General features: G+C 66.8%; 20 protein-coding genes. 9 read left to right on the forward strand and 11 right to left on the reverse strand.

All coding sequences use genetic code 11. The features are described from left to right. Positions 1-14: 14 nt before the first annotated feature. The 4 genes from H4O11_RS08215 to H4O11_RS08230 all read right to left on the reverse strand — a co-directional run bounded on the left by H4O11_RS08215 (position 15) and on the right by H4O11_RS08230 (position 6,041). The gene (locus H4O11_RS08215; RefSeq protein WP_182338937.1) at positions 15-395 is read right to left on the reverse strand and encodes an SseB family protein; all 381 of its coding nucleotides are present in this window, start codon (positions 393-395) and stop codon (positions 15-17) included. An 83-nt stretch (positions 396-478) separates the two neighbouring features. Then, positions 479-2,194: an alpha-amylase family glycosyl hydrolase gene (locus H4O11_RS08220; protein ID WP_182338938.1), complete on the reverse strand. Its 1,716-nt coding sequence runs from the start codon at positions 2,192-2,194 to the stop codon at positions 479-481. Next, entirely contained in the window at positions 2,194-3,678 is a 1,485-nt protein-coding gene (locus H4O11_RS08225) for an MFS transporter (RefSeq protein ID WP_182338939.1), read from the reverse strand. The genes H4O11_RS08220 and H4O11_RS08225 overlap by 1 nt, the downstream gene beginning before the upstream one ends. After that, positions 3,675-6,041, reverse strand: coding sequence for a glucosidase family protein (locus tag H4O11_RS08230; RefSeq protein ID WP_246333370.1), 2,367 nt, complete (start codon positions 6,039-6,041; stop codon positions 3,675-3,677). Before H4O11_RS08230 ends, H4O11_RS08225 begins: the two co-directional genes overlap by 4 nt. A 237-nt stretch (positions 6,042-6,278) precedes the next feature. On the opposite strand from H4O11_RS08230, the gene H4O11_RS08235 reads away from it, so the two are divergent. Further along, the gene (locus H4O11_RS08235) at positions 6,279-8,333 is read left to right on the forward strand and encodes a glycoside hydrolase family 97 protein (RefSeq protein ID WP_182338940.1); all 2,055 of its coding nucleotides are present in this window, start codon (positions 6,279-6,281) and stop codon (positions 8,331-8,333) included. A 238-nt stretch (positions 8,334-8,571) separates the two neighbouring features. Further along, positions 8,572-11,325 carry a TonB-dependent receptor gene (locus H4O11_RS08240; RefSeq protein ID WP_182338941.1) on the forward strand — a complete coding sequence of 918 codons (2,754 nt, stop codon included), beginning with the start codon at positions 8,572-8,574 and terminating at the stop codon, positions 11,323-11,325. Between the two features lie 59 nt (positions 11,326-11,384). Here the strand turns inward: H4O11_RS08240 and H4O11_RS08245 are convergent, their stop codons facing one another. Further along, positions 11,385-11,702, reverse strand: coding sequence for a hypothetical protein (locus H4O11_RS08245; RefSeq protein WP_182338942.1), 318 nt, complete (start codon positions 11,700-11,702; stop codon positions 11,385-11,387). 211 nt (positions 11,703-11,913) lie between these two features. Next, a complete protein-coding gene (locus H4O11_RS08250; RefSeq protein ID WP_182338943.1) occupies positions 11,914-13,530 on the reverse strand; it encodes an alpha-glucosidase family protein in 1,617 nt (538 codons plus the stop codon). A gap of 222 nt (positions 13,531-13,752) precedes the next feature. Here H4O11_RS08250 and H4O11_RS08255 point away from each other — a divergent pair, with 222 nt between their 5' ends. Then, positions 13,753-14,751, forward strand: a complete 999-nt coding sequence (locus tag H4O11_RS08255) for a polyprenyl synthetase family protein (RefSeq protein WP_182338944.1) — start codon at positions 13,753-13,755, stop codon at positions 14,749-14,751. Between the two features lie 75 nt (positions 14,752-14,826). Here H4O11_RS08255 and murD read toward each other — a convergent pair whose 3' ends face one another. The 3 genes from murD to H4O11_RS08270 all read right to left on the reverse strand — a co-directional run bounded on the left by murD (position 14,827) and on the right by H4O11_RS08270 (position 20,232). Beyond that, on the reverse strand, positions 14,827-16,236 hold the full coding sequence (murD, locus tag H4O11_RS08260; protein WP_182338945.1) for a UDP-N-acetylmuramoyl-L-alanine--D-glutamate ligase: 1,410 nt from the start codon (positions 16,234-16,236) through the stop codon (positions 14,827-14,829). After that, positions 16,217-17,569, reverse strand: a complete 1,353-nt coding sequence (gene murL / locus H4O11_RS08265) for a UDP-N-acetyl-alpha-D-muramoyl-L-alanyl-L-glutamate epimerase (RefSeq protein ID WP_182338946.1) — start codon at positions 17,567-17,569, stop codon at positions 16,217-16,219. The genes murD and murL overlap by 20 nt, the downstream gene beginning before the upstream one ends. A gap of 68 nt (positions 17,570-17,637) precedes the next feature. Beyond that, on the reverse strand, positions 17,638-20,232 hold the full coding sequence (locus H4O11_RS08270; RefSeq protein ID WP_182338947.1) for a bifunctional aspartate kinase/diaminopimelate decarboxylase: 2,595 nt from the start codon (positions 20,230-20,232) through the stop codon (positions 17,638-17,640). Positions 20,233-20,310: 78 nt separating this feature from the next. Between H4O11_RS08270 and H4O11_RS08275 the strand changes: the two genes are divergently transcribed. Together H4O11_RS08275 and H4O11_RS08280 are read left to right on the forward strand one after the other, a co-directional pair. Beyond that, positions 20,311-21,183, forward strand: a complete 873-nt coding sequence (locus H4O11_RS08275; protein ID WP_182338948.1) for a PhzF family phenazine biosynthesis protein — start codon at positions 20,311-20,313, stop codon at positions 21,181-21,183. A gap of 93 nt (positions 21,184-21,276) precedes the next feature. Next, positions 21,277-22,152: a PhzF family phenazine biosynthesis protein gene (locus H4O11_RS08280; protein ID WP_182338949.1), complete on the forward strand. Its 876-nt coding sequence runs from the start codon at positions 21,277-21,279 to the stop codon at positions 22,150-22,152. A 12-nt stretch (positions 22,153-22,164) separates the two neighbouring features. Here the strand turns inward: H4O11_RS08280 and H4O11_RS08285 are convergent, their stop codons facing one another. Both H4O11_RS08285 and H4O11_RS08290 read right to left on the reverse strand, forming a co-directional pair. After that, positions 22,165-23,838, reverse strand: a complete 1,674-nt coding sequence (locus H4O11_RS08285) for an amidohydrolase (protein WP_182338950.1) — start codon at positions 23,836-23,838, stop codon at positions 22,165-22,167. 86 nt (positions 23,839-23,924) lie between these two features. After that, complete coding sequence (locus H4O11_RS08290; protein WP_182338951.1) at positions 23,925-24,359, reverse strand: OsmC family protein; 435 nt, start codon at positions 24,357-24,359, stop codon at positions 23,925-23,927. A gap of 349 nt (positions 24,360-24,708) precedes the next feature. On the opposite strand from H4O11_RS08290, the gene H4O11_RS08295 reads away from it, so the two are divergent. The 4 genes from H4O11_RS08295 (at position 24,709) to H4O11_RS08310 (ending at position 26,930) form a co-directional block, all read left to right on the forward strand. Continuing rightward, positions 24,709-25,107 (forward strand): HU family DNA-binding protein, encoded by a 399-nt coding sequence (locus H4O11_RS08295; protein ID WP_182338952.1) that lies wholly within the window; start codon positions 24,709-24,711, stop codon positions 25,105-25,107. 264 nt (positions 25,108-25,371) lie between these two features. Then, positions 25,372-25,680, forward strand: coding sequence for a DUF3861 family protein (locus tag H4O11_RS08300; RefSeq protein ID WP_182338953.1), 309 nt, complete (start codon positions 25,372-25,374; stop codon positions 25,678-25,680). Between the two features lie 45 nt (positions 25,681-25,725). Further along, complete coding sequence (locus H4O11_RS08305; RefSeq protein ID WP_182338954.1) at positions 25,726-26,253, forward strand: hypothetical protein; 528 nt, start codon at positions 25,726-25,728, stop codon at positions 26,251-26,253. An 80-nt stretch (positions 26,254-26,333) separates the two neighbouring features. Continuing rightward, positions 26,334-26,930, forward strand: a complete 597-nt coding sequence (locus tag H4O11_RS08310; protein ID WP_182339173.1) for a DUF1439 domain-containing protein — start codon at positions 26,334-26,336, stop codon at positions 26,928-26,930. The last annotated feature ends 29 nt before the right edge of the window (positions 26,931-26,959 follow it).

The following is a 26,959-nucleotide window of genomic DNA, read 5'->3' on the forward strand; positions in this document are numbered from 1 at the left end:
CGTCACTACCGGGTTCAGGCGAAGTCTTTCAGGATCTCGCCCACGCCGGTCGGGGATATCTCGAAGCCCAGCGTGGTGCCCGGGTTGATCACCACGCCATAGCCGCCCGGCACGCGGCGCAGCACGTCCAGCATCAGCCAGCGGATCTGGTGCGGGGCCTGTTCGGAATGGAACCCCACACGCGCCGGGTCGGTGAACACCGCCACGTGCAGCACGCCCTGCTTGTCGAACAGCAGCGGGTCGAAGCCGCTGCCGTCCGGGGTGACCAGGCTGCCGGTCAGCAGCACCACCTCGGAGGCCACGAAGGCCTGCATGAAGGCCTTGATCGGCAACTGGCCGTTCATCGCGGTCTGCAGCAGGGTTTCAATCGGGGACTGGGGTGGCAGATCGGTCATGGTTCAGCGGTACCAGAGGGGTCCGATAGTGTATCGCGACGCCGGGCATGGCCCGGCGCTACCTGTCCCACCCGGCCTGCCTGTCAGCGCTTCAACCGCTGATCGCGCGCCCGCTGCTCGGCCATCGCCTTGTCCAGCTCGGCCTGCAGCGCCGGCTGCTGTACGGCGGCATCCAGCACGAACACCTTGATGCCGTGCGCCGGCACGTCGGTCTGCAGCGAACCGGCCACTTTCAAGGTGCCGCCATCCAGTGCATCGCGCCACGTACCTGCCTGCACGAATCGCTTCACCTCGAAACTCGACGCCGCGTCGCCCTTGTTCAACAGCACCAGCACGGTCTGTGCCACCCCGCCATGCTGCAGCACCCGGAAAAACACCGCCTCATCGCCCTGCAGCCGCTCGTTCACCTGCAACCCACGCTGCAGCGCGGGCGTGGCCGCACGCAGCCTGGCGACCCGTTGCAACGGCGCGAAGATCGGGCTCTCCGGTGCAGCATCCACGCGCGCCTGGCCGAAGTAGGCGCGGTTGCCGGCGTGCTCGGCGCGGCCACGCATGAAGCCGGTTTCCGAACCGTAGTACAGCACCGGGATGCCGCGCGCGGTAAACAGCCAGTTGTTGGCATCGATGAAGCCGGCATCGCTGGCATCCAGGCGCGGCATGTCGTGGTTGTCATAGAAACTCATCAGCTCGTACGGATTGGCGTACGGGCCTCCGATAAGGTGCAGCGGCTCGGCCAGCGTTTCGAAGCCTTTGCCTTTCAGCCCGAAGGTTTCTTCCATCGCACCGCGCGAAGGGAAATCCAGCACGCTGACATTCGCGTTCGACGGCCAGGTGTGTTCGGCGATCTTCGCCGCGTCGTAGTCGAACGCTTCGCCGAACATGAACATGCCCGGGTGCTCGGCACGGATGCGCCCCACGAACTCGTGCCACCACGAATGCGGCAGCCAGCCGATGGTATCGATGCGCAGCGCGTCCACGCCCTGCGCCGTCCATTGCAGGTAGGCGCCCACCAGGTAGTCCATCACGGCCGGATTGTGCTGGTTGAAGTCGCCCAGCTCGGCCAGGTTGCCGTCGAAGATCGATCCGTCCGCCGCGTCCACCGGCCCGATGTTGTTGTAGAACGCATGCAGCGGATTACGCTTCGGGTCCAGTTGCTGCGGCGCCAGGTTCTGGTGGTCGGCCACCAGCTTGCCGTCCTTGTCGAAGATCTGCCCGAACTGCGGCTGGCGCGTAGGCATGGTCCAGGCCGGCGAACCATGGTTGCCGACGATATCCAGCACTACCTTCAGCTGCGCGTCGTGCAGGCCCTGGGTGAACGCGGCAAAATCCAGCCCTGCGCTCGGCAGGTGCTCGTCCACTTTGTAGAAATTGATGCCCCAGTAGCCGTGGTAACCGGTCTTGCCGCGATCGGTCAGCGTGCTGGTGCAGCTGATCGGCTTGCTGCCAGTAAAGGCCTGGTCCGGGTTGTCGACGATGGGGGTGATCCACACCGCGCCGAAACCCAGGTTGCGGATGTAGTCCGCATTATCGAGCACGCCCTTGAAGTCACCGCCAAGGTAGCCGATGTTGCCGTCCACCTTGTCCGGGCATGGAACCGGGATGTCGAAGGTAGGGTGCTCGCCGCCCTGGTCGCGGTGGTCGTTCGACGGGTCACCGTTGACGAAGCGGTCGGTCACCACGAAGTACACCGCATCGTTGGCGAACGGTTCGGTGGTGCCTACGTAATCCGGGCGTGGCGCGGCGCTGGCCTGGCCAGCGAACAGGGCGAAACCTACGGCAACACAAAGACCCACACGCATCACACCACCTCCGGACGGGACGGAACCCGCAGCACGCACAGCCCGGCCACCAGCAGGCTTGCGCCGCCCAGTACCAGCACATGCATCGGTTGGCCACCCAACCACGCGCGCAGGGCAAAGCCAAGCGCGCTGGCGGCAACCAGCTGCGGGATCACGATGAAGAAATTGAAGATGCCCATGTACACGCCCATCTTCGCGGCGGGCACGCTGTCCGACAGCAGGGCATAAGGCAGCGACAGGATCGACGCCCAGGCAAAGCCGATGCCGACCATCGACAGCAGCAGCCACCTGGGATCATCGATGAACATCATCGACACCAGGCCAGCACCGCCCAGCCACAGGTTGACCAGGTGGCTCCAGCGCAGGCCGATGGCCCGCACCATCAGCGGGATCAGCAACGCGGCCAGTGCGGCAAAGCCGTTGTAGGCACCGAACAGCACGCCGACCCAGTTGGCACCTTCGTTGTAGGCCGCCGACTGTGGATCCGTGGACCCGAAATGGGTGCCGGCCACCGCTGCGGTGGTGTAGATCCACATCGCGAACAGCGCGAACCACGAGAAGAACTGCACCCAGGCCAGCCGGCGCATGGTGCCGGGCATGTTGCGCAGGTCATCGACGATGGTGGCCAGCATGTGCGTGCCGGGCAGCGCGCGTGCCACGGCCAGCAGCACGCCATAGGCCACGCACAGGCCGGCCAGCACGTACAGCATCCTGTCGCCACCGCGCCAGGCGATCAGCACGGCCAGCACGCTGCCGACCAGAAGCCAAAGCACGATCTGCGCCCACGGCGGCACGCCGCGTGCGGCAACGGCGTGGGCCTGCGGCGGTTCGGCATCGGCAAAGCCCGCCAGTTCGGTGGGCGAGTATTCGCGCGTGCTCAGCACGGTCCAGGTGATCGCCGCCAGCAGCACCACCGCACCGAAGTAGAACGCATAGCGCACGGTGTCCGGCACTTCTCCCGGTGCCGCCGTATTGGCCACGCCGAAGTGCGCCAGGATGAAAGGCAGGAAGCTGGCGACGATGGCGCCGATACCAATGAAGAAGCTCTGCATGGCGAAGCCGGTGGGGCGCTGGCGCGGTGCCAGCTGGTCACCCACGAATGCCCGGAACGGCTCCATCGAAATGTTGATCGAAGCATCCAGCACCCACAACGTACCGGCGGCGATCCACAACGTGGGCGAATTCGGCATCACCAGCAGCGCCAGCGTGGTCAGCACCGCACCGATCATGAAGAACGGCCGGCGCCGGCCCCAGCGGGTCCAGGTGCGGTCGGACAGGTAGCCGACGATCGGCTGCACCAGCAGGCCAGTCAGCGGCGCGGCGATCCATAATCCCGGCACCGCCTCCATCGACGCACCCAGCGTCTCGAAAATGCGGCTGGCGTTGGCGTTCTGCAGTGCGAACCCGAACTGGATGCCAAGGAAGCCGAAGCACATGTTCCAGATCTGCCAGAACGACAGCTGCGGCTTGTCCGGCCGACTCATCGGACGTGCTCCAGCGCCGGCACCGGCGACAGCAGCAACGCCTTGACCTCGGCCTGGTTACGCACGCCCTCGCGCCCGCCCTTGCCACCGGTATAGTGCGCGAAGTGCTCCAGCGCACTCATGTTGAAGCCCTCCTGCAGCTGGAATTCGCAGCGTCCAGCGGGCAGGTCGAACTCGGCGGCAGTGGATTCCTGCACCGCCACGCTGTGCGGCATCACCACGGTGTGCTGCTGCAGCGGCTGGCCGTCGCAGTGGACGGACAACTGCTTCACCGCAGCGGTGACGCCCGTGTTGATCGGGCCGTTCGGGTTCCGGTACTGCAGGCGAAGGCGTACCCGGCTGGCTTCCGGCGCGGTCCATTGCCACGCGGCGGCGCCCGGCAGGCGATGCCGTGGGCCGATGCAGGTGGTCGGACTGTGCAGGGATTCCAGTCCATTTTCCTGCCGGGTCAGGCTCAGGCAGTGTTGCAGGCCATCGTCGGCGAGCCGCGCCTGGCCGTTGGCCACGTCGGTGGCAACACCATCGCGCCACAGTACGTGCGCGGCGGGGACGCTGATGGTCCAGTCGCTGCCTTGCCTACGGGCGGCGGGCGCTGCCGGCGTGGCCGGCGCATAGGCGGCGGCGTTGCCGCCGTTCCGGTGGAGCGGGGCCATGCCCCGCTGATGGGCCGATGACACCTGATCCGAAGGCAGCGGGGCATGGCCCCGCTCTACCGAGGTGACTGACGCCTGATCCGAAGGCAGCGGGGCATGGCCCCGCTCTACCGGGGTGACTGACGCCTGGTCCGAAGGCAGCGGGGCATGGCCCCGCTCTACCGGGGTTGCCGATGGCGACGGCACCAGCTGCACCGTGGTGGTGCGCCCATCGCGCTGCACCGTGCCAGCCACCAGCAGTTCGCCCTGCAGCGAGGCAGGTTTCAACAGCACATAGCGCTGCCCGCCGTCATCCAGCACGATCCGTTCGCGCTCGCCGAACAACTCCGGCACCAGCGCCGTCGGCAGCTTCGGCGACACCTTGCCGTCGGCGTCCACGCCGAACACCCCTTCCAGCACCATCGCCAGGTAGCCGGCCACCGACCACAGTTGGCGCTCGGAATTGACCACCGGCCCGCTCAGCACGCCTTCGTCCACGTGCACGGCCTGGGTCAGCAGCTCGTAGTTTTCCATGTTGGAGCCGGCCAGCGCGGCACCGCGCATCAGCGAACGGATTTCCAGCGTGATCCGCGGCGCGTCATCCAGCGCGCGTGCCGCACGCAGCGAGTACGCGCTTACGAATGGCCAGATGCCACGATTGTGGTAAACGGGCTGGCGGGCTTCCTGCGGCCATACCACCGGGCTGCCGGCGTCGCTGGCCGGGTAGGCCGCCAGTGCACGTCGCGCGCGCTCGGCCGGCAGCACGCCAGCCAGCACACCCAGCGAGGTCGCCAGCAGGTCGTACTTGGCATAGGGCACCGGATGCGCCGCTTCGCCGATGTAGCTCATGTACTGTCCGGCGTCCTCGCGCCAGAAACGGGCATCGATGTCTTCCTGCAGCGCATCCGCCCAGGCCTTGTACTGCGTCGCGCGCGCACTATCGCCATGCTCGCCGGCCAGTTGTTCACCCAGGCGCAGCGCCTGGTAGTGCAGCACGTTGGTCGACAGCGCGAAGGAGTCGCCGATGAACCGCACGTCTTCGCGCGTCCAGTCCGGATAGGTCTGCTCGCGCCAGTCCAGGAACGAGGTCTCGCCGCGGTACAGCCCGGTGCGCGCGTCGAACACCATCGCGCGGTCCTGCGCCAGCGTGCCCTGCAACGCCTGCCACACCTGCCCGGCGAATGCCTTGTCGTCCAGCAGGTGGCGCGCCGCAAGGAACCACACCACGCGGTCGCTGCTGATCGGCCAGCTGCCGCCGGAGCCGGTATCCTGCGCCACGAACAGCCCTGGCGTATGCCCATCGCGTGCCTGCGACAGCTTGAACTGCAGCGATTGCCGGGTGCGCCGTGGATCCAGCCGCGCCAGCGCCAGGTCGGCGGCGAAGCTGACATCGCGCGTCCACACATAGGGCCACTTGGCACCGGTCTTGAAGCATTCGCAGGGCACCGGGCGTCCTTCGTCGAAGGCCGGATCGCGGATCGCATCCACGCGGTCTTGGTCCATCTCCTGCTGCGCCAGCGCGAACAGTGCATCGAACATCGGGCTGGCGGTTTCGGTGCGCATCGGCTGCGCGGCTATGCGCACCTCGGCGTTGGGCGCATGCAGCACGAAGCCCCCCTGGGCCACGGATTCAGCACGCGCATGGCGGCCGTCGAATTGCAGGTCGGCCGCACTCGCGGTCGAACCCAGTGCCGCGACGATGGCGGCGGACAGGCAGATCATCTTCAGCATCGAAGCGGCGAACCGGCTTGCGCCCGTCGGCCTCCCTCCCTCTTTGCTCGTTGTGGGTCCCTGCCCGCCTTGCGGCCGCCAGGGGCGCAATGCCTCCCTCAAGGCACCGTCCGGACATGGTAGACGGCAGGCGACGGGGGCGGCCTGCCTGCATACGTATTCATGCCAGGCAAGGCCGGATGCGGCTGGCACGTGGGCTATGGTCCGGGCAGATCCTGCGATGCCCTGGGAGGGGAAATGCCGTTGTTCTCATCGTTCGTGCGCGGTGCTGCCGCGTCCTGGCTGGGCCTGGTCCTGCTGATGGCCAGTCCGGCATTGTTGGCAGCGCCACTCCGCACCGCCAGCGTGGCCTCGCCCGGCAACATCCTCTCGGTCACCCTGGAGGTGGACGGTGGCACGGCGCGCTATCGGGTGCAGCGGCTTGGCGACACGGTAGTGGAAGATTCGAAACTGGGTTTCGAGCTGCGTGACGGGCGCCTGGACCGGGATTTCGAGATCATCGAAACCACCCGGCGCAGCGTCGATGAGAGTTGGGAGCAGCCCTGGGGCGAACGCCGGCTGACCCGCGACCATTACAACGAACTGACCGTTGCGCTGCGCCAGGCCACGGCCGGGCAGCGACGGCTGGACGTGGTGTTCCGCGTATACGACGACGGCGTCGGACTGCGCTACGTTTTCCCGGAACAATCCGGGCTGCGCGAAGCCATCATCGACGAGGAGCTGACCGAGTTCGCCATTGCGCCCGATTCCACCGCCTGGTGGATCCCGGCGGGCGAACCGATCCATTACGAGTACCTGTACCAGCGCACGCCACTGCGCGAAGTGCCTACGGTGCATACACCGGTCACCCTGCGCAGCCACGACGGCCTGCATGTGGCGATCCACGAGGCGGCGCTTGTCGACTACGCCGGCATGTGGCTGCGCCGCACCGAAGGCCAGCGCCTGCGCGCGCAGCTGTCGCCGTCCGCCGAAGGCTGGAAGGTACGGCGCACCCTGCCCTTCAGCACGCCGTGGCGTACGCTGCAGATCGCCGACCGCGCCGGCGGGCTGGTGGAATCGGACCTGATCCTCAACCTCAACGAGCCCAACGCGCTCGGTGACGTGAGCTGGGTGAAGCCATCCAAGTATCTCGGCGTGTGGTGGTCGATGCACCTGGACGAGGAGAGCTGGGCCACCGGTGCGCGCCATGCCGCCACCACGGCAAAGACCAGGAAAGTGATCGACTTCGCTGCGGCCAATGGCTTCCGCGGCGTGCTGGTGGAAGGCTGGAATCCCGGCTGGGACGGCAACTGGGTCGGCAACGGCTACGACTTTGATTTCACCCGCCCCACCGCCGATTTCGACATCGAAGCGCTGTCTGCCTACGGTGCGAAGAAAGGCGTGCACCTGGTCGGCCACCATGAAACCGGCTGCGCCATCGAGCACTACGAGGACCAGCTGGACGCCGCACTGGACCTGTATGCACGGCTGGGGGTGGATTCGTTCAAGACCGGCTACGTCTGCGATGACGGCCAGGTGGATCGCCGCAACCCTGCTGGCGGGCCGCTTTGGCGCGAGTGGCATGACGGGCAGTTCATGGCCCGCCACCACCTGAAGGTGGTGCAGGAAGCCGCGCGCCGGCACCTGTCGGTCAATCCGCACGAGCCGATCAAGGACACCGGCCTGCGCCGCACGTATCCGAACTGGATTTCCCGCGAAGGGGCGCGCGGCATGGAATACAACGCGTGGGGCCAGCCACCGAATCCACCCGAGCACGAGGTCAACCTGGTGTTCACCCGCATGCTGTCCGGGCCAATGGATTACACGCCCGGCATCCTGTCGCTGAAGGGACGCCACGGGCAGGCCATCCCCAGCACGCTGGCCCGGCAGCTGGCGTTGTACGTGGTGCTGTACAGCCCGATCCAGATGGCCGCCGACCTGCCCGAACATTATCTGCAGCACCGCGACGCGTTCCAGTTCATCAAGGACGTGGCGGTGGACTGGGAACAGACCCGCGTGCTCGACGGCGAAGTCGGCGACTTCGTCACCATCGTGCGCCGCGACCGCAACAGCCGCGACTGGTTCCTGGGCAGCATCACCGACGAGCAGGGCCGCGTGCTGCCGATATCACTGGGTTTCCTGGAGCCTGGCGTGCGCTACCGCGCCGAGATTTACCGTGACGGCAAGGATGCCGATTACCGCAGCAACCCGTTCGCATTCGCCCGCGAAACACGCGAGGTCACCAGCGCCGACCAACTGACCGTCGTACTGGCACCGGGGGGCGGCCAGGCGATCCGCTTCACCCCGTTGTGAAAAAAGGGGACGGAGGGAATTAATTTCGATTAATCCCCTCCGTCCCCTTTTCTCCGTCCCCTTTTCTGTAATCGCTTACAGCGCAGGCATCTGCATTGAATACGTATGCAGGCCGATTCCAGCGGCCGATGCGCTGCATACCATAGCCACGCAGTCAGCGGCCACCGTGCCGCGACCCGAATCGGCAATGCCGGCGCGGACCACAATCAGATTCGGCAATATTGCCTGGGAGGGGAAAATGTCGAAGCACAAACGCAGCGCGTTGTCTTTGGCGCTGGCCGTCGCACTGTCACCGGTGCTTGCATCCGCGCAGTCCACCACAGCATCCGGCCAGGCCGGCAGCACCGCGACCAACCTGGATGCGGTGCAGGTCACCGGCATCCGCCGCGGCATCGAGAACGCCATCGCGGTGAAGCAGGACGCCACCTCCGTGGTCGAAGTGATCTCGGCCGAGGACATCGGCAAACTGCCCGACGTGAGCATCGCTGAATCGCTCGCACGCCTGCCCGGCCTGGCCGCCCAGCGCGTTGCCGGCCGTGCGCAGGTGATCAGCGTGCGCGGGCTGTCGCCGGATTTCGCCACCACCCTGCTCAACGGCCGCGAGGTGGTCAGCACCGGCGACAACCGCAGCGTGGAGTTTGACCAGTACCCATCCGAGCTGGTCAACGGCGTCACCGTGTACAAGACGCCGGACGCCGCGCTGGTGGGCCAGGGCCTGTCAGGCACCATCGACATGCAGACCGCACGCCCGCTGAGCTTCCCCGACCGCGTGATCGCCATCAGCGGCCGCTACCAGAAGAGTTCGCTGGGTGACGCGGCCGGCGTGGATGAGTTCGGCAATCGCTTCAGCGCCAGCTACATCGACCAGTTCCGCGACAACACCCTGGGCATCTCCATCGGTTATGCGCACAGCGACATGCCGATCCAGGAAAACCAGGTCGGCCTGTACGAACCATGGACCACTGAACACACCGATGCCGGCAACCGTCCCGGCCTTGCCGCCGGCACCGTGTTCACCGACGGCATCAAGGCCCTGCGCCGCACCGGCAACAACAAGCGCGATGGCGTGATGGCGACCGTGCAGTTCCGCCCGTCAAACGCATGGACCAGCACGCTGGATGCGTTCCATACCGAAGCCGAGCAGATCGACACGGCAAACCAGTTCGAGGTCAACCTCAGCAACTTCAACGGCGGCTATACGCCCGGCCTGCAGATCAACAATCCGCAGCTCAACGCCGATGGCACCTTCACCGGCGGCACGGCCACCGGCGTGTATCCGCTGGTGCGCGGCATGTACAACAAGCGCGAAGACAAGATCGATGCGTTCGGCTGGAACAACGAGTTCAACTTTGGTGGCGTCAAGCTGGTCGCCGACGTGAATTACTCCAAGGCCACGCGTGAAGAGCTGAACCTGGAAAACAACCTGCAGCTCACGCCGATGCCACAGCTGGACACGGTTGGCATCGTGGTCAATCCGAACGGCTTTTCGCAGATCAGCCCGGGGCTGGATTATTCCAATCCGGATACGCTGTTCCTGACCAATACCATCTATGGTTCCGGCTACGGCAAGGTACCGGTGGTCGAAGACCGCCTGAAGGGCGCACGCCTGGCCGCTACGCTGCCGGTACCTGAAGCCATGTCGTCGTGGTTCTCCGATGTCGACGTTGGCGTGAACTATGCCGACCGCCGCAAGCAGAAGAGCCAGGCCGAAGGCAACATCCTGCTCGGCGCACAGGGCGATGCGAACATCGCCTCGGACCTGCAACGCGACCGGGTGAACCTCGGCTTTGCCGGCATAGGCTATATCCCGGCCTGGAACGTGCCGGCGGCGGTGGGCCGCTACATGGAGTTCAACCCGGTCACCGACCTGGACTACCTGATCCCGAAATCGTGGACGGTGCAGGAGAAGACCACCACGGCCTGGTTGCGCGCCAACATCAACACCGACATCGGCGTGGTCGGCGTGCGCGGCAACATCGGCGTGCAGATGCAGCACACCGACCAGAGTTCCCAGTCCAGCTACTTCGACAGCTCGCGTCCGGCCGGACAGAACGTGCTGCCGATCGACGCGGGCAAGACCTACAACGACTGGCTGCCCAGCTTGAACCTGGCCTTCATGTTCCCGCACCAGCAGACGCTGCGCTTCGCTGCAGCCAAGCAGGTCGCGCGCCCACGCGTGGACCAGATGCGCGCCGGCCTGGAGTTCGGCGTGGATACGGCCACCGGCAAGCCTGGCGGCAGCGGCGGCAACCCGCTGCTGGACCCTTGGCGGGCGACCGCGCTGGATCTCTCGTATGAGAAGTATTTCGGCGAGCGTGCCTACGTGGCCGCCGCCATCTTCTACAAGGACCTGAAGAGCTACGTCTATACCCAGTCGGTCGATGACTATGACTTCAGCGACTTCATCGCCAGCTACGTGCCGCCGCCGGGCATGACCGTGCCGGTGCTGCCGGTAGGTACGTTCTCCTCGCCGCAGAACGGCAAGGGCGGCACGCTGCGTGGCCTGGAGCTGACCGCCTCGCTGCCGCTGGACATGTTCAGCGACGTGCTGCGCGGCTTTGGCGTGCAGGCCAGCGCGACGTTCAACGACAGCGACATCAAGATCCTGGATCCGGAAAGCGCCTCCAGCGTCGGCAGCGATCCCATCGACCTGCCAGGCCTGTCCGATCGCGTGTACAACTTCACGGCCTACTATGAGCGCAGTGGGTTCGAGGCACGCGTCAGCCAGCGTCGTCGTTCGGACTTCATCGGCGAAATCGGCAACTTCAATGGCAACCGCACGCTGCGTTACGTGGTCGGCGAGAACGTGACCGACGCGCAGGTGAGCTACACCTTCAGCGACAGCAGCAGCCTGGCCGGCCTGACCCTGCTGCTGCAGGGTACCAACCTGACCAACGAGCCGTACCGTACGTATGCCGGCACCACGGATCGTCCGCTGGAATATATTGAATGGGGCCGTACCTACATGCTGGGTGTGAACTACAAGTTCTGACCCGGTCGCAGTGATTGAAGGAACGGGGCGCCCTGGCGCCCCGTTTCCATTTCAGCGGTTCAACAGATGAAGCCCAGCCGCCCGTCGCAATTCTTCAGCAGCGGAACATTCGGCAGCCGCGTCTGCGTCTCGTCGGGATTCACGCCGCCATCCGCGGCCCTGCAGTCGACGCCAAGCTTGCAGAAGTCAGCGGGGAAAAAATACACGAAGCGAAGACTGCAACTGCTGGACGCTTCCGATTGATGCCATGCGTCACTGCAGGCCTGCGCGCTGCTCCGTGGGCGCTCTCCGTCGGCCCTTGCGGGTGCGGCCGACAGGCCTGACGATGCTGCTGCAAAGAGGATTGCACTGATGGTCAAGGTCCTGGACGTCTTCATGGGTCGCGCCTCACTTTCCTGGATGGAGTAAGGCAACAGTGGGCTTGACGACTGACACAGGTCTGTCAGGCCATCCCGTGCCATGTCGGCGAATAGTTCCCGGCCTGCCGTAAGCCACAAGCCGTGGGCCTGGCCCCGAGGTAACAGCCGCACAGAAAAAAGGACGGGGCCTGTCGGCCCCGCCCTCAAGTACCACCAACGGAGAAATCGATCAGCCGACGTGGCGGCCGCAGTACACGGCATGCGCCGGCAGCACCAGCTCGCCGTCTTCGGCGGTGCCGGCGTCCGGTCCAGGCACGACGACGGCCTGCCACTCGCCCTCGGGCAATGCATGCCGTACCGGCTCGCCAGACAGGTTGAACGCCAGCAGCAGGGTCTCATCACCCAGGGTACGTTCAAACAGCAGTACCGGCTCGACGCTGTCCAGGAAGCGGATTGCCCCCTGCAGCAGGATCTGCTGCGTGCGCCGCCAGGCCAGGAAGCTGCGGAATGCGGACAGCACCGAACCGGGATCGGCTTCCTGCACCGCCACCGCGTGCGCCTGGTGATCCGCCGGAATCGGCAACCACGGCTGGCCCTGGGTGAAGCCCGCCAGCGGCGCGTCGGTCCACGGCATCGGCGTGCGACAGCCGTCACGGCCCTTGAAGTTCGGCCAGAAGGTAATGCCATACGGGTCCTGCAACGCCTCGAACGGCACATCGGCCTCGCCCAGCCCCAGCTCTTCGCCCTGGTACAGGCAGATGGAACCGCGCAGCGAGCACAGCATCGCCACCAGCATCCGCGCCAGGCGCGGATTGGCCGGATGGCCGCCCCAGCGGGTCACTGCCCGCTCCACGTCATGGTTGGAGATGGCCCAGCATGGCCAGCCCTCGGTCATCGCCGCTTCCAGCCGCGATACGGTGTCGCGGATGTAGCTGGCGCTGTAATCCTTCACCAGCAGTTCGAAGCTGTATCCCATGTGCAGGCGGCCCGGCGCGGTGTATTCGGCCGTGGTTGCCAGTGAATCCTCGGCCGATATCTCACCCAGGCTGACCGCACCGGGATACTCGTCCAGCAGGCCGCGCAGGCGCTCGATGAAGGGAAGGTTTTCCGGCTGGGTATTGTTGTAGAGGTGGTACTGGTACGCGTATGGATTATCCGTGCTGAAACCACGGCCGAGGCGCTTTTCCAGCGGCTTTGCCGGGTTGTCGCGCAGTTGCCGGTCATGGAAACAGAAGTTGATCGAATCCAGGCGGAAACCGTCCACGCCACGGTCCAGCCAGAACCGCACGTAATCCAGCGTGGCCTGCTGCACCGCCGGATTATGGAAATCCAGGTCTGGCTGGTCGGCCAGGAAATTGTGCAGGTAATACTGCTCGCGGCGCGGCTCCCACTGCCATGCCACGCCGCCGAACAACGACATCCAGTTGTTCGGTGCCGTGCCGTCTTCGCGCGGATCGGCCCATACGTACCAGTCGGCCTTCGGGTTGGTGCGGTCCTGCCGGCTTTCGCGGAACCACGCGTGTTCGACCGAGGTATGGCTGAACACCTGGTCGACCATCACCTTCAAGCCGAGCGCATGCGCCTTGGCCAACAGGCGATCGAAATCGGCCAGGGTGCCGAACAGCGGATCGACATCGCGGTGGTCGGCGATGTCGTAGCCGAAGTCGGCCATCGGTGAAGTGAAGAACGGCGAAATCCAGATCGCGTCCACGCCCAGCGCGGCCACGTAGTCCAGCCGCTCGATGATGCCGGGCAGGTCACCCACGCCGTCGCCGTTGGCATCCAGGAAGCTGCGCGGGTAGATCTGGTAGATGATGGCACCGCGCCACCAGGGTGTATTGGACATGAGGCCCCCCTCCGGGCTCTGTTGGCCCGTGGAAACATGGGCCGGAAACTAGCCCGCAAAGCTTAGCGGCGCGCCCTGCGGCGTGGTGCCACCTGCATACGTATTCACGGCCAGCCGCCTGTCGCGGCACGCCCGCAGCGCGGGCCGGCTGGGCTGGAAAGGCGGTGCGCCCCATTTCACGGCCAGCCCCTATAATTGGGGGGAGCCTTGAAGCCAGACCGCATGACCATTCTCGAAGATTCCCGTGCCGCCCTGGGCCTGCCCCAGATCCAGTCGCTTGCCGCTGCCGACATGGCGGCCGTCGATGCCCTGATCCGGCGCCGGCTTTCTTCGGACGTGGTGCTGATCAACCAGATTGCCGACCACATCATCTCCGCCGGCGGCAAGCGGCTGCGCCCGATGCTGGTGATGCTGGCTGGCCACGCGGTCGGTACGGCAGGTCCGGAACACCACCAGCTGGCGGCAATCATCGAGTTCATCCACACCTCCACGCTGCTGCATGACGACGTGGTGGACGAATCCAGCCTGCGCCGCGGGCGCAGCACCGCCAATGCATTGTGGGGCAACGCCCCCAGCGTGCTGGTCGGCGATTTCCTGTATTCGCGAAGCTTCCAGTTGATGGTCGAACTGGACCGCATGCCGGTCATGCAGATCCTGGCCGACACCACCAACCGCATCGCCGAAGGCGAGGTGCTGCAGCTGCTGCACGTGCATAACCCCGACACCGACGAGGCGGCGTACCTGCGGGTGATCGAGCGCAAGACCGCGGTGCTGTTCGCCGCGGGCACGCGCCTGGGGGCACTGGCCAGCGGCGTCGATGAAACCATCCAGCAAGCGCTGTACGACTACGGCATGCACCTGGGCTACGCATTCCAGATCGCCGACGACGTGCTGGATTACTCGGCAAACGCCGACGAACTGGGCAAGAACCTGGGCGACGACCTGGCCGAAGGCAAGGCGACGCTGCCGCTGATCCATGCCATGGCGCGCTCCGACGAAGCCACCCGCCAGCGCCTGCGCAGCATCGTGCAGGATGGCGACGCCTCGGCAATGCCGGAGGTACTGGCAGCCATCCACGCCACCGGCGGGCTGGACTACAGCCGCCGCCGCGCGGAGGAATACGCGCAGAAGGCCGAACGCGCGCTGGACGGCCTGGCCGACAACGACGCGGTCGCCGCCCTGCGCGGCCTGGCCCGCTACGCCGTGCAGCGCAGCCACTAAGTCGCATCGGTAGCGCCGAGCCATGCTCGGCGGACGATCGGCGCCGCGCACGCCGAGCCTGGCTCGGCGCTACAGTTACTGGAGGCCGATGCCGGGGATGGCGCTGATGAGGTCGGGGTCGAAGCCAGCCAGTTCGGCGAAATGGCGGCCGCGCGCCACGTAGTCGCGGTAGGCGCCGTAGCTCGGCGCGCCGGGCGACAACAGCACCACCCCACCCTCCCCGCCCAGCGCCGAACGCGCCAGCACCATGGCGTCGGGCAGGTCGCACGCCGCATGCAGGCCGAAGCGGCCTGCATCGGCCAGCGGCTGCAACATCGCATGGATCCGCGGGCCATTGCTGCCCATGGTGACGATCTCCAGTGGCGGCACGTCATCGGCCATGTGCCGGACGAAACCGCTCCAGTCCAGGCCACGGTCATGCCCGCCCACCAGTAGCGCGATGCGTTGCCCTGCAAAACATTCCAGCGCCGCCAGGCTGGCATGCGGGGTGGTGCTGATCGAATCATTGACGTAGGCCACGCCATCGCGCTCGCCTATCCGCTGCAGCCGGTTGGGCAATGGGCGGAACGTCTGCACCGCCGGTGCCAACGCCACCGCATCCAGCCCCAACGCTTCCAGGGCAGCCAGCACCGCGCACAGGTTGCCGCGGTTATGCCGGCCCGGCAGCGGCGTATTGCGGGTATCGAACACTGCCTGTCCGCCCCGGTGCACGACCTCGCCACGCATGTGCCAGCCCTGCGCCTGGTTGAACCACACCACCTCGCTGCCGGGGAGCGACAGCGCGGCCAGGTGCGGGTCGGCAGCGTTCAGTACCGCGATCCGCGGCGCCGCTTCGGTGACCAGTTTCAGCTTGTCCTCGAGGTAACGCTGCTCGCTGCCATGCCAGTCCAGGTGTTCGGGAAACAGGTTCAGCACCACCGCCACCTGCGGATGGGCACCGCTGCGTGCCACCTCGCCGGTCTGGTAACTGGACAGCTCCACCGCCCAGTAGGCCGGCGCCGGTTGCCGATCCAATACCTCCAGCAACGGCAGGCCGATGTTGCCGACCAACCCGGTGCGATGCCCGCCCGCACGCAGCAGGTGCGCCAGCAGCGCGGTCGTGGTGCTCTTGCCCTTGGTGCCCGTCACGCAGATCGTGTCATGCACCGTGCCGTCGGCAGCGGCATGCTCGGCGAACCACAGCGCGGTGCCACCGATGAACAGCGTGCCGCGTTCGGCCGCGGCCACCGCCACCGGCAGGTACGGGCTGATCCCCGGCGACTTGATCACCACCTCGAACCCCGCCAATGCCTCGGCCGTGGGTTCACCGCGCACGTCCAGTGCGCCGGCCATTTCAACACGTGCCGATTCGACCTCCGCCGCCGGACAGAACAGGCTCAGCGACAGGGTCGGCAGCCGTTGGCGCAGGACAGTGAAAGCCGCACGGCCTTCGCGTCCCCAGCCCCACAGCGCGACCCGCTTTCCCTCAAGCTGCGAAATCTTCACGCACCCGCTCCCACAACGCGGCCGGAATGCGGTGCTCGCCCTGCAGCTCCAGCAGCGGCGCCAGCGCCAGTTCCGCGGCATCCAGCTGCGGCAGGATCTCGTTGCAGAAGCGCTTCACCAACGCGTCTTCGTTCCACTCCGCGCGCGTTGCCAGGGTGGCCATCGCCGCACGTGATTCGCGGCCTTCGCCCACGCATTCGAACGGCTTGTGGTCCTGGAACTCCAGCAGCGCGTCGAAGCCCCCCGCCTGCTCGGCATCGTCCAGCAGGTTGCGCCCGAAGATGCGCACCAGCCGCGGCTTGGGCATGAACGGCGCCAGCGCCAGGAACACGAAGTGGCACTTCGGGCATACGCCGCACCAGCGGTTCACCGGGCGCTCGCCAAGGATGTGGAAGTTGCGGTTGCAGCTGGAAAAATGTGCGTCGTAGAAGTCGATCTTGGCGAACTGCCGCGCCACTGCCAGCTCCGACATCGGCCGCAGCAGCGAGTAGTACTGCAGGTCGGCGGCGACGAAGCGCTGCACGTGGTTGCCGAAGGCCTGCTCGAATGCCCACCCCTTGGACCACTGGTGGTTGACCTCGCCGGTGCCCGGGATCTGGCTGCCGTAGCTGGCCGATCGCTCGTTGGAAAACACCACCTGGTCCACGCCCTGCAGCAATGCAGCCAACACCATGATCGCCGAGTTCACCGCGGTGACCGGGATATGGCCGTTCCACGCGCCCTGGCGATTCAACTCGAACAGCTCCGGCGCCAGCGCACGGCCCAGGTTCAAGGTCGGCAGGCCGGTGCGCTCGGCACAGGCGCGGATCAACTGCGAACCGCCGATCCAGGTCACGGTCTCCTCCACGCCAGCACGGCGCAGCGCTTCGATGCTGACCAGCGAGTCCTTGCCGCCGCCGATGGCGACCAGCGCATGGGTGCGCAGGCCCAGCGACGGTGCCTGCATCGCTTCCCCATCCACCGGCAGGCGGAAACGTCCGCGCAGGTTCAGGCCGTTGCGGTAGGCAAACTCCCCCAGCCCGTTGAGGTAGATGGTCTCCACCAGCGCCGCGGTTTCCGCGTCGATGGCATAGCTGTCGATGACCACCGTCTCCGGCACTGCAGCCTTGTAATAGCTCACGCCGGCGATGAGGTGCAACAACTGCAGCGCACGCTGCACGGCGGCCGCACGCCCGGTGTCCAGCTCGAACGGTGCACCCGGCACGCTGACGGTCTCCACCATCTCCGGGCCATCATCGAAGGCATAGACCAGGCGGGCCACGCCGGTATCCGCGGCGAAATCGCAGCGGACGAAGCGGAAGCGGGAAACCTGGTGTTTGTCGAAAGCAGTCATTGATATTCCGGGTCAGGCACGTGGACGCGCAACGGCGCGGGCAGTGTCGGTGGGCGGGCGCTGGACGGTCATTCGATCACGTCCTCGCGCGGCAGCGCCCGTTGATTGTAGGTGCTGGCCATGACGTAACCGTAGGCACCGGCGTCGGCCACCAGCATCACATCATCCGGCGCAGTGGAGGCCGGCAGCTTGCGCCGCTTGCCGAACACATCGCTGGATTCACAGATCGGCCCGACCACGTCGAACACCGCTTCGGAGTAACCGCCAAGGCGGCTCAGGTTCTCGATGTCGTGCCACGCGTCGTACAGCGCCGGACGGATCAGGGTATTCATGCCCGCGTCCAGGCCGACGCGGCGCACCCCGTCCTTCTCCACCACCTGGGTGGTGCGGGTCAGCAGCACGCCGGATTCGGCCACCAGGTAGCGGCCCGGCTCGATCGCCAGGCGGAACGCCGGATGGACCGCCTTGACCTCGGCCAGGCCCTCGGCCCACGCCTCCAGGTCGAACGGTTCGTCCTCCTCGCTGTAGGGAATGGGCATGCCACCCCCGATGTCGATGGTCTGCACGCTGCCGATGCGCCGGGCAAAGCCGGCCAGCTCATCGCACATCAACCGCCAATGCTGCGCGGTCTCCACGCCGCTGCCCAGGTGCGCGTGCAGCCCGACTACATGGCTGCCCAGGTCGGTGGCCACCTGCACGAACTCATCGACGCGGGCCATCGGCAGGCCGAACTTGGACTCCTTGCCACCGGTACGCACCTTGGCATGGTGGCCTTCGCCGCGGCCCAGGTCCACGCGCAGCCACAGTTCGCGGTTGCGGAACAGGTCCGGCCAACGCTGCAGCGCTTCGACGTTGTCCACGGTGACGGTAACGCCAAGTGCGAAGGCCGCTTCGAATTCCTCTCGCGGGCAGAAGCTGGGGGTGAACAGCACGCGCTTGGGCGACAGTCCCGGCAGCACGCTGAACACATGCTTGAGCTCGCCATGCGAAACACACTCCAGCCCGAAACCTTCCGCTTCCAGCGTTTCCAGGATGGCCGGATGGCTGTTGGCCTTGATGGCGTAGTAGCGCTGGTCGATCGGTTTGATCGCTGCAAGCGCGCGCGCGCGGGCGCGCACCGTGGGCAGGTGGTAGACATAGCGCGGCGTACCGGCCTCGGCCAGTTGCAGCAGGTGTGCACGCTGGCCGCGCCACCAGGGCGTGCCGCGCGGACGCACCGTGCCGGCGATTTCGCGCCAGCGCGGACCGAAGACCTCGGTCTCTTCCACCGGCATCGCACCGCTGTCGATCAGCTCGGCGTGCAGGATCGGCAGCAGGCCATCGGCGTCGGCCTCGTCGATGACGAAGGTCAGGTTGAGGTCGTTGGACGACTGCGAAATCATGTGCACGCGCTCGCGGCCGAACGTGGCCCACACATCGGACAGCTTGTGCAGGAGCGAACGCATGCCGCGCCCGACCAGGGTGATCGCCGCGCATGGCACGATGATCTTGACCTTGCAGATCTGCGACAGGTCCGCCGACAGCGCGGCCAGCACATCGGTGCTGACCAGGTTCTCGGACGGGTCCAGCGATACGGTCACGTTGGTTTCGGCCGAACCGATCAGGTCCACCGACAACCCATGCTTCTTGAACAAGCCGAACACATCGGCCAGGAAGCCGACCTGCTGCCACATGCCGATGCCTTCCATCGACACCAGCACGATGCCGTTGCGGCGGCTGATCGCCTTCACCCCCGGCACCGACGCCGCATTGCCGTCGATGCTGGTACCCGGCAGTTCGGGACGTTCGGTGTCCAGGATCGCCATCGGCACGCCTGCATCGCGGCAGGGCTTGATCGAACGCGGATGCAGCACCTTGGCGCCGGTGGTGGCGATTTCCTGCGCCTCGTAATAATCCAGCCGGGTCAGCAGGCGCGCATCCGGCACGTCCTTCGGGTTGGCGCTGAACATGCCCGGCACGTCGGTCCAGATTTCAACACGGCTGGCACCCAGCAGCGCACCGAAGTAGGCAGCCGAGGTATCCGAGCCACCACGGCCGAGGATGGCGGTACCGCCATCGGCATGCCGCGAGATGAAGCCCTGGGTGATCAGCATGCGCGTGGGCTGGGCGCGGAAACGCGCGGTCCAGCCGGCGTCGGCACGCCACTGGCAGTTCACCGAAAGGCGCTGCGACCAGTCGCTCTGGTTGGGCTGCGGCGGCAGCGCATCCAGCCACCCGCGCGCATCCATCCAGCCGAAATCCAGGCCGCTGGCGTGCAGGTAGGCAGCGCCCACGGTGGAGGACAGCAGTTCGCCCTGGCCGAGCACCTCGGCCTGCCAGTCCAGCGGACGCGCGCCGGCACGCGGGTCGTCGAGCAGGTCGACCAGCCCGGCCAGGCGCACGTCCAGCGTGTTCGCCGGCAGCTCCAGTTCGACCAGGAATTCGCGATGGCGGGCCACCAGCGCGTCCACCCGGGCGCGGCTGTCGGCGGCCCCGTCAGCGATCGCGGTCAGTTCATTTGTCACCCCCGACAGCGCCGATACCACCACCAGTACACGCGCACCGGTTTCTTCGCCCCGTTTTTTCGCCAGCTTGCCGATCGTGTCCCAGCGATGACGACGCGACACGGACGTGCCGCCGAACTTCAGTACGATCCAACGATCGACAGGGGAAGAAGCTGACATGGAGGTATTCTGGTTGAAGTGGGGGAAAAGCCGCCCGCGAGCAGCAGAACCCCTGATTCTAAGCCCAAGACGCCATCCATGACTGCCCGCCGCTATCTCCAGCTCGATGTCTTCGCTCCGCGTCCCGGCACCGGCAACCCGCTGGGCGTGGTATTCGACGCCGACGACCTGTCCGGCAACGACATGCAGGCACTGGCCGCGTGGCTGAACCTGTCCGAGACCGTGTTCTTCGTCGCGCCCAGCGCCGCCGGTGCTGATTACCACATCCGCATATTCACCCCGGCCAGCGAACTGCCCTTCGCAGGCCACCCCAGCGTGGGGGCGGCATGGGCAGCGGTGACCACCGGCCTCGTCCGGCCGCGTGGCGGCGCGCTGCTGCAGCAATGCGCCGCCGGCCTGCTGCCGGTGCGCGTGGACGGCCCGGCCAGTGCGCCGGCGATACGGCTGGCCAGTCCTCCGGCGCGCCATTGCCCGGCCCCGCCCGGTCCGCTCCCGGCCCAGCTGCAGGGCGTGATCGCGCCATCGCAACAGGCCGAACTGTGGGAAAACGGCCCGCGCTGGTGGCTGCTGGCCGCACGCGATGCCGCCAGCGTGCGCGGACTTCGTCCGGACATGGCCGCGCTGCGCGACTGGACCAACGCCACCACCGCTACCGGCGTGGCCATCTTCGCGCCGGAACTGGCCGACGGCCACGCACTGGTGGTGCGTGCCTTCTGCCCCGGCGATTCGGTCAACGTGCCCGAAGATCCGGTCACCGGCAGCGCCAATGCATTGATCGCCAGCCTGCTGGCCCGGCGTGGCCAGCTGCCGGGCCGCGACGGGGCCTACATCGCCAGCCAGGGGCGCGAAGTCGGCCGCGACGGCCGTGTCCACCTGCGGGTGGATGCCGATGGCGTGGCCTGGGTGGGTGGCCAGGTGCAGCAGGTCATCGATGGCCACATTCACTGGTAACGCAGGCATTCACCGGTAGCGCCGGGCCATGCCCGGCGGCCTTGCCGCGCCGCGCGCTACCCTATGCCGCTTGTCTCCTGGAGTTCCTGCCCGATGTCCGCACGCCGTTTCCTGCAGTTGGATGTGTTCTCCCCGTACCCCGGCGCCGGCAATCCGCTGGCCGTGGTACTCGATGCCGAGGGCCTGGACGATGCCGCCATGCAGGCCATCGCCCGCTGGACCCGGTTGCCGGAAACCACCTTCGTCTCGGCACCGCAGGCGCCGGGCGCGAGCTACCGGATCCGCATGTTCAGCCCGCAGAAGGAAGTGCCCTTCGCCGGGCATCCCAGCGTCGGTACGGCGCACGCGGTACTGGAGGCCGGGCTGGCCGTGGCAACCGACGGGATGCTGGTGCAGGACGGCATTGCCGGCACGCTGCCGCTGCGGGTGGAAGGCCACGGTGCCGCGCGCACCATCGCCATCCGCACCCCACGCGCACAGGTGGCTGAAACCACTACCGCCGACGACCCGCGCCTGCGGCAGGCGCTGGACGGCTGGACACTGGGCGCGTTGCCGCCGGCGCGCATGGCCGGAGGCCGCAGCTGGTGGGTGGTGGAGGTGTCCGACGAGGCGACGCTGCGCGCACTGGCACCGCAGTGGGATGCCATCGCCACGCTGGCCGAGACCACCGACAGCATGGGTGTATTTGCCTACGCGCGCAGCAGCGGGCAACCGTACGACCTGGCAGTGCGCGCGTTCGTGGGCAACGGGCGGCGCTTTGAAGATGCCGCTTCCGGCGCCGCCAATGCGGTGCTGGCGGCATGGCTGGACAGCCGCCACGCGCTACCCGGCAGCGGCCGCGGTTACGTGGTCAGCCAGGGCCGCGAAGTCGGCCACGACGCACGGCTGGCCCTGCATATCGACGCCGTGGGCGATGTGTGGTCCGGCGGCCAGGTGCAGACCGTCATCCGCGGCACGCTGGACTGGTAAACCGCCGCCGCTTCAGCGCGCCGCTTCGTACACCGGCTGGCCGTCCACCCAGGTCGAGCGCACCTGCAGCGTGGACAGCTGCGCCGACGGCACCGCCAACGGGTCACGGTCAAGCACCACGAAGTCCGCGCGCAGCCCTGGCTGCAGGCGACCGACCTGGGCTTCGTCGTGCCCCGCCCAGGCCGCATCGGTGGTGAACCCACGCAGCGCCTCCACCGCGGTCAACCGCTGCCCTGGCTGCCAGCCTCCCGGCGGCTGCCCGGCGTGGTCCTGGCGTGTCACGGCGGCATGCAGGCCCAGCCGTGGGTCCACCTGTTCCACCGGGAAATCCGAGCCCAGCGCGATATGCGCGCCGGAATCCAGCATCCGCCGCCATGCGTAGGCGCCAAGGATGCGTTCAGGACCCACGCGCTCCTCTGCCCAGCCCATGTCCGAAGTGGCATGGGTGGGTTGCATCGAAGCGACTACCCCAAGCTGCGCGAAACGCGGAATGTCCTCCAACGAAACCACCTGGGCATGTTCGATGCGCCAGCGATGGTCGCTGCCGCTGCGCTCGCCCAGCACGCGCGCATACGTATCCAGCGCGATGCGGTTGCCGCGGTCACCGATGGCATGCGTAGCCACCTGCAGGTGGCAGCCATCCGCCTTGCGCACGGCCGTTTCGAAGTCCTCCGGCGAGGTCACCAACAGGCCACGGTTGTGCGGATCATCACTGTAATCGGCCAACAGCGCGGCGCCGCGGCTGCCCAGCGCGCCGTCCATGAACAGCTTGACCCCGCGCATCTGCAGCCGCCCGCCCGCATGCCGGTAGGCACCCTGCGCGCAGAGGTCGGCAAGTGCGTCGCCATTGCCATCGGCATAAGCATCGATGCGCAAAGGAAGCTTTCCAGCATCGGCGAACTGGCGCATCAGGGCCAGGTCCTGGCGCGATACCCCCATGTCGTGCACGCCTGTCAGTCCCTGGCTGACCGCCTTGTCCAACGCGCGCGACAGCATCTGCCCACGCACCGCTGCCGTCGGTGCCGGAATCGCCGCACGTACGATCTGCATCGCCTCATCGATGAACACCCCGCTCGGCTCGCCCGTCGCATCACGCACGATCCGGCCGCCTTCAGGCTGCCATGCGCCCTGCAGGGCACGCTGGCCGTCCTGCCGGGCCACGGCGCGCAGCGCAGCGCTGTTGCCCCAGCCAGCGTGCCCGTCGATGCGCCCCAGCCAGACTGGCCGGTCCGGGAATGCGGCATCCAGTTCGGCCGTGCCGGGGAATTGTTTTCCTGGCCACAGGTTCTGGTCCCAGCCACTGCCGAGCAGCCAGCCATCCGGATTGTCCGCGGCGAAGCGCTGCAGTCGCGCCACGATGTCCTGCCGGCTGGTTGCGCCGGTCAGGTCGGCCTGCATCAACGTAGCGCCCAGGAACATCAGGTGCGCGTGTGCATCGATCAGGCCGGGCACGACGCTGGCCTGTCCGAAATCGGTCACCGCTGCCTGCGGATAGGCCATGCGCAGCGCTTGGCGGTCCCCCACTGCCACCACCCGGCCATCATCGGTTTCCCAGGCCAGCGCGGTGGCTGCAGGCGCATCGGGCTGGCCAGAGTGGACGCTGGCGGCGGTCAGCAGGCGCACTTCGGCATCGACAGTGCCAGCGAGCAGGCAGGAGAACAGCACGGCAGAAGCAGCGGCACGCATGCAGGCACCCCATCGGCAGGAAAGCAGCGACTATGCGGCCGCCGCTGCCCTGCCACAATCTGCCGTGCAGCAATCAGCGCACCGGATCAACTGGCCAGTTCGGCTTCCAGGCTGATCGGCACCGCGCTGAGCGCCTTGGATACCGGGCAGTTCTGCTTGGCGTCCTCGGCGACCGCACGGAACTTTTCCGCCTCGATGCCCGGCACCACCGCCTTGACCTTCAGGGTGATCTGGGAAAGCTGCGGACCGCCTTCCATCGACAGGTCGACCTTCGCTTCGGTATCCAGCGAGGTCGGCGCGAAACCGGCTTCGGTAAGCTTGGCCGACAGCGCCATGGTGAAGCAGCCCGCATGCGCGGCAGCAATCAGCTCTTCCGGGTTGGTGCCCTTTTCATCGCCGAAACGGCTGCTGAAGGCATAACGGGTCTTGTCCATCAAGCCGCTCTGGGGCGTGCTCAATTGTCCCTTGCCTGTCTTCAGGTCACCTTCCCAGTGCGCGGTGGCATGGCGCGAAATGCCCATTGCGTGTCTCCCTTGGTTGGAATGCAGACCACCCTACGCAGGCTCCCGTTAGCGCCATGTCGCCCTGCTGCGATGCAGTGCCAGCGCCCGGCCCGACGAACGGCGCGTTCCCGGTTGCCGCTGCGCCCGACACTTCCCCGAGGCTGTTTTTTCGAGGAAAACCCGCAGGTTTCCTCGCATCAGCCGAGGCAAAACAGCAGGCCTGCCCCCTGACCAGGATCTCGTTGCAGGGAAAAAAGCAGACTTTTCCGCGTATAACCTATTGGCGCAGCCCCGCAGTTGCCCTACATTGCGATTGCCGACGGGGTCGGCATGACCACACAACCAACCGTTCACGGAACAGGAAACCATGGCAAAGACCGCTAAGAAGGCTGCCCCGAAGAAGGCAGTAAAGAAAGTCGCTACCAAGGCAGCCGCAAAGCCGGCCGCGCCGAAGCCGATCAAGGACGTACTGACCAAGTCCGGCCTGGTTGCCCACATCGCTGAAGCCTCCGGCGTCGTCGCCAAGGACGTCCGCGCCGTACTCGCCTCGCTGGAAAACGCCGTGGCTGCCTCGGTGCACAAGAAGGGCGCAGGCAGCTTCACCCTGCCGGGCCTGCTGAAGATCTCCACGGTCAGCGTTGCCGCCAAGCCGAAGCGCAAGGGCATCAACCCGTTCACCAAGGAAGAGCAGTGGTTCGCCGCCAAGCCGGCCACCACCAAGCTCAAGGTGCGCCCGCTGAAGAAGCTCAAGGACGCCGCGCTGTAATCGCGTCGGCAACCGGGTAACTCCTGCGAACGGGACGGCCTTTGCCGTCCCGTTCGCGCATGCGACATGGGCAATGGCCCGCAACACTGTGTGCCATGGCCGTCCTGGTGCGCCGGCAGATGCTGCACTCCCTTGCCGTGCAAGGGGCTGCCGACGGCACTACGTCCACGCACCGGGGACGATGGAACACTGCGTGCGGCCCCACCCGTCGCGGCCCGCGCATCGTGCCCCTATGGTGGCTGCACCCCCAGATGGATGCCCGCCATGGCCAGCCCCTCCACCCGCTACCGCCTCACCGTTGCCCCGATCGAGAAGGACGGACTGCCATGCAGTGGCCGCTGCACGATCGAACTGGAGCATCGCGCCCAGCAGGACTGGATGCGCCTGCTGGAAGGTGCCCCGCGCCTGGCCGGGTTCAGCGGTGACGAGCGCGCTGCAGTCCTGATCGCCAGCCAGATCCTGCGTGACGTACTTCACCGCCATGCCGATGAAGCCGCGCACCCGCTGGTTGCCCACCAGCAGGCACTCAGCACGGCATTGGATGCGCTGGACACGCTGCATCGACCCACCTGACCCGGAGCTGGCTACACTGCGCACGGATCCTGGGGAGGACGGACGATGCGCGGATGTTCCTGGTTGTTGCCTTTGCTGTTGATCGGGTGTTCCTGCCAACGGGCACCGGAGCCGGAGCCCGCCACGACTGCTCCACCCGCAGTCCCGTCGCAGGCAAAGGACAGCCCGTCCGATGCAACAGGACCGCACGTCGATGTTCCACCTCCGCTACTGGCGGCGGTCAGCGCCGGTGCCGAGCATCCGGGCGCGGTCATCCATGGCTATGTCGGCCAACTGCTGCGCCGCGACTTTGCCGCAGCGGACGCCGCCTGGCGGACTGCCCCGCGTGGCAACCACGCCGATGATGCGGTACTGCGTGCGTTGCAGGACGTCGTCGCCCTGCGCGTCAACACGGGTTCGCCGGTGGCCCGCGATACCCGGCAGCCCTCGCAGCTGATCGAAGTTCCCGTGCAGGTGCGCGCCACCACCGGCGCCGGGACGCTCCGCTACAGCGGCTGGTACCGGTTGGTCCCGGACCCGGAAGGACGCGCCTGGCAGATCCATTCGGCCCAGGTGCAACCGGTACTGGATTGACGCCTGCTGCAGCCGTGCACGCGCCATTCAGTGCAAGCGGCTATCTTCTTTGCCATATCCTTCCTACATTGGCCATGACCATGCGTCTTCGTCCCATGCTTACCCGTCTTGCCGCCACCTCCGTACTGGTCGCGGCCGCCATTGGCGCGCAGGCCGCCCCTTCCATCGACGGGCGGCAGTTGTCGGTCGAAGCGGGTGATGTCCAGCAGTACCTGGATGGCAGTTTCCCGCGTACCCAGGATGCGCTCGGCGGGCTGGTCGCCTTGACCATGAGCGACCCGAAGCTCAGCCTGCCGGCCGGCGAGCGCCTGGACCTGGGCATGGACATCGCGCTGGCCACCGCCGGTGGCGCACCGACCAGACTGGGCACGGTGAAGCTCAGCAGCGGCCTGCGCTACGACCAGCAGACCCAGGGCTTCCACCTGCAGCAGCCGACCATGGATGAGTTCACCCCGGCCCGGCAGGGCGCGAAGCTGGATTCGCGCACGCGTTCACTGCTCAATGCGTGGCTCTCCGATTATGCCCAGCGCGAGCCGATCTACCGCATCGACCCGGCCGTGGCCGGACTGCTCGGTGCGCTGCAGGTGCAGTCCGCGCAGGTGAAGGACGGCCGCCTGCAGGTGACCTTCAACCAGGACCTGGGAACGATGATCCCGGCAGGGTTGCTGGGGAAATGACCCCGGCAGGGTGACGGTGGCGCCGGGCA

Source organism: Stenotrophomonas tumulicola (assembly GCF_014117215.1).
Taxonomy (GTDB): domain Bacteria; phylum Pseudomonadota; class Gammaproteobacteria; order Xanthomonadales; family Xanthomonadaceae; genus Stenotrophomonas; species Stenotrophomonas tumulicola.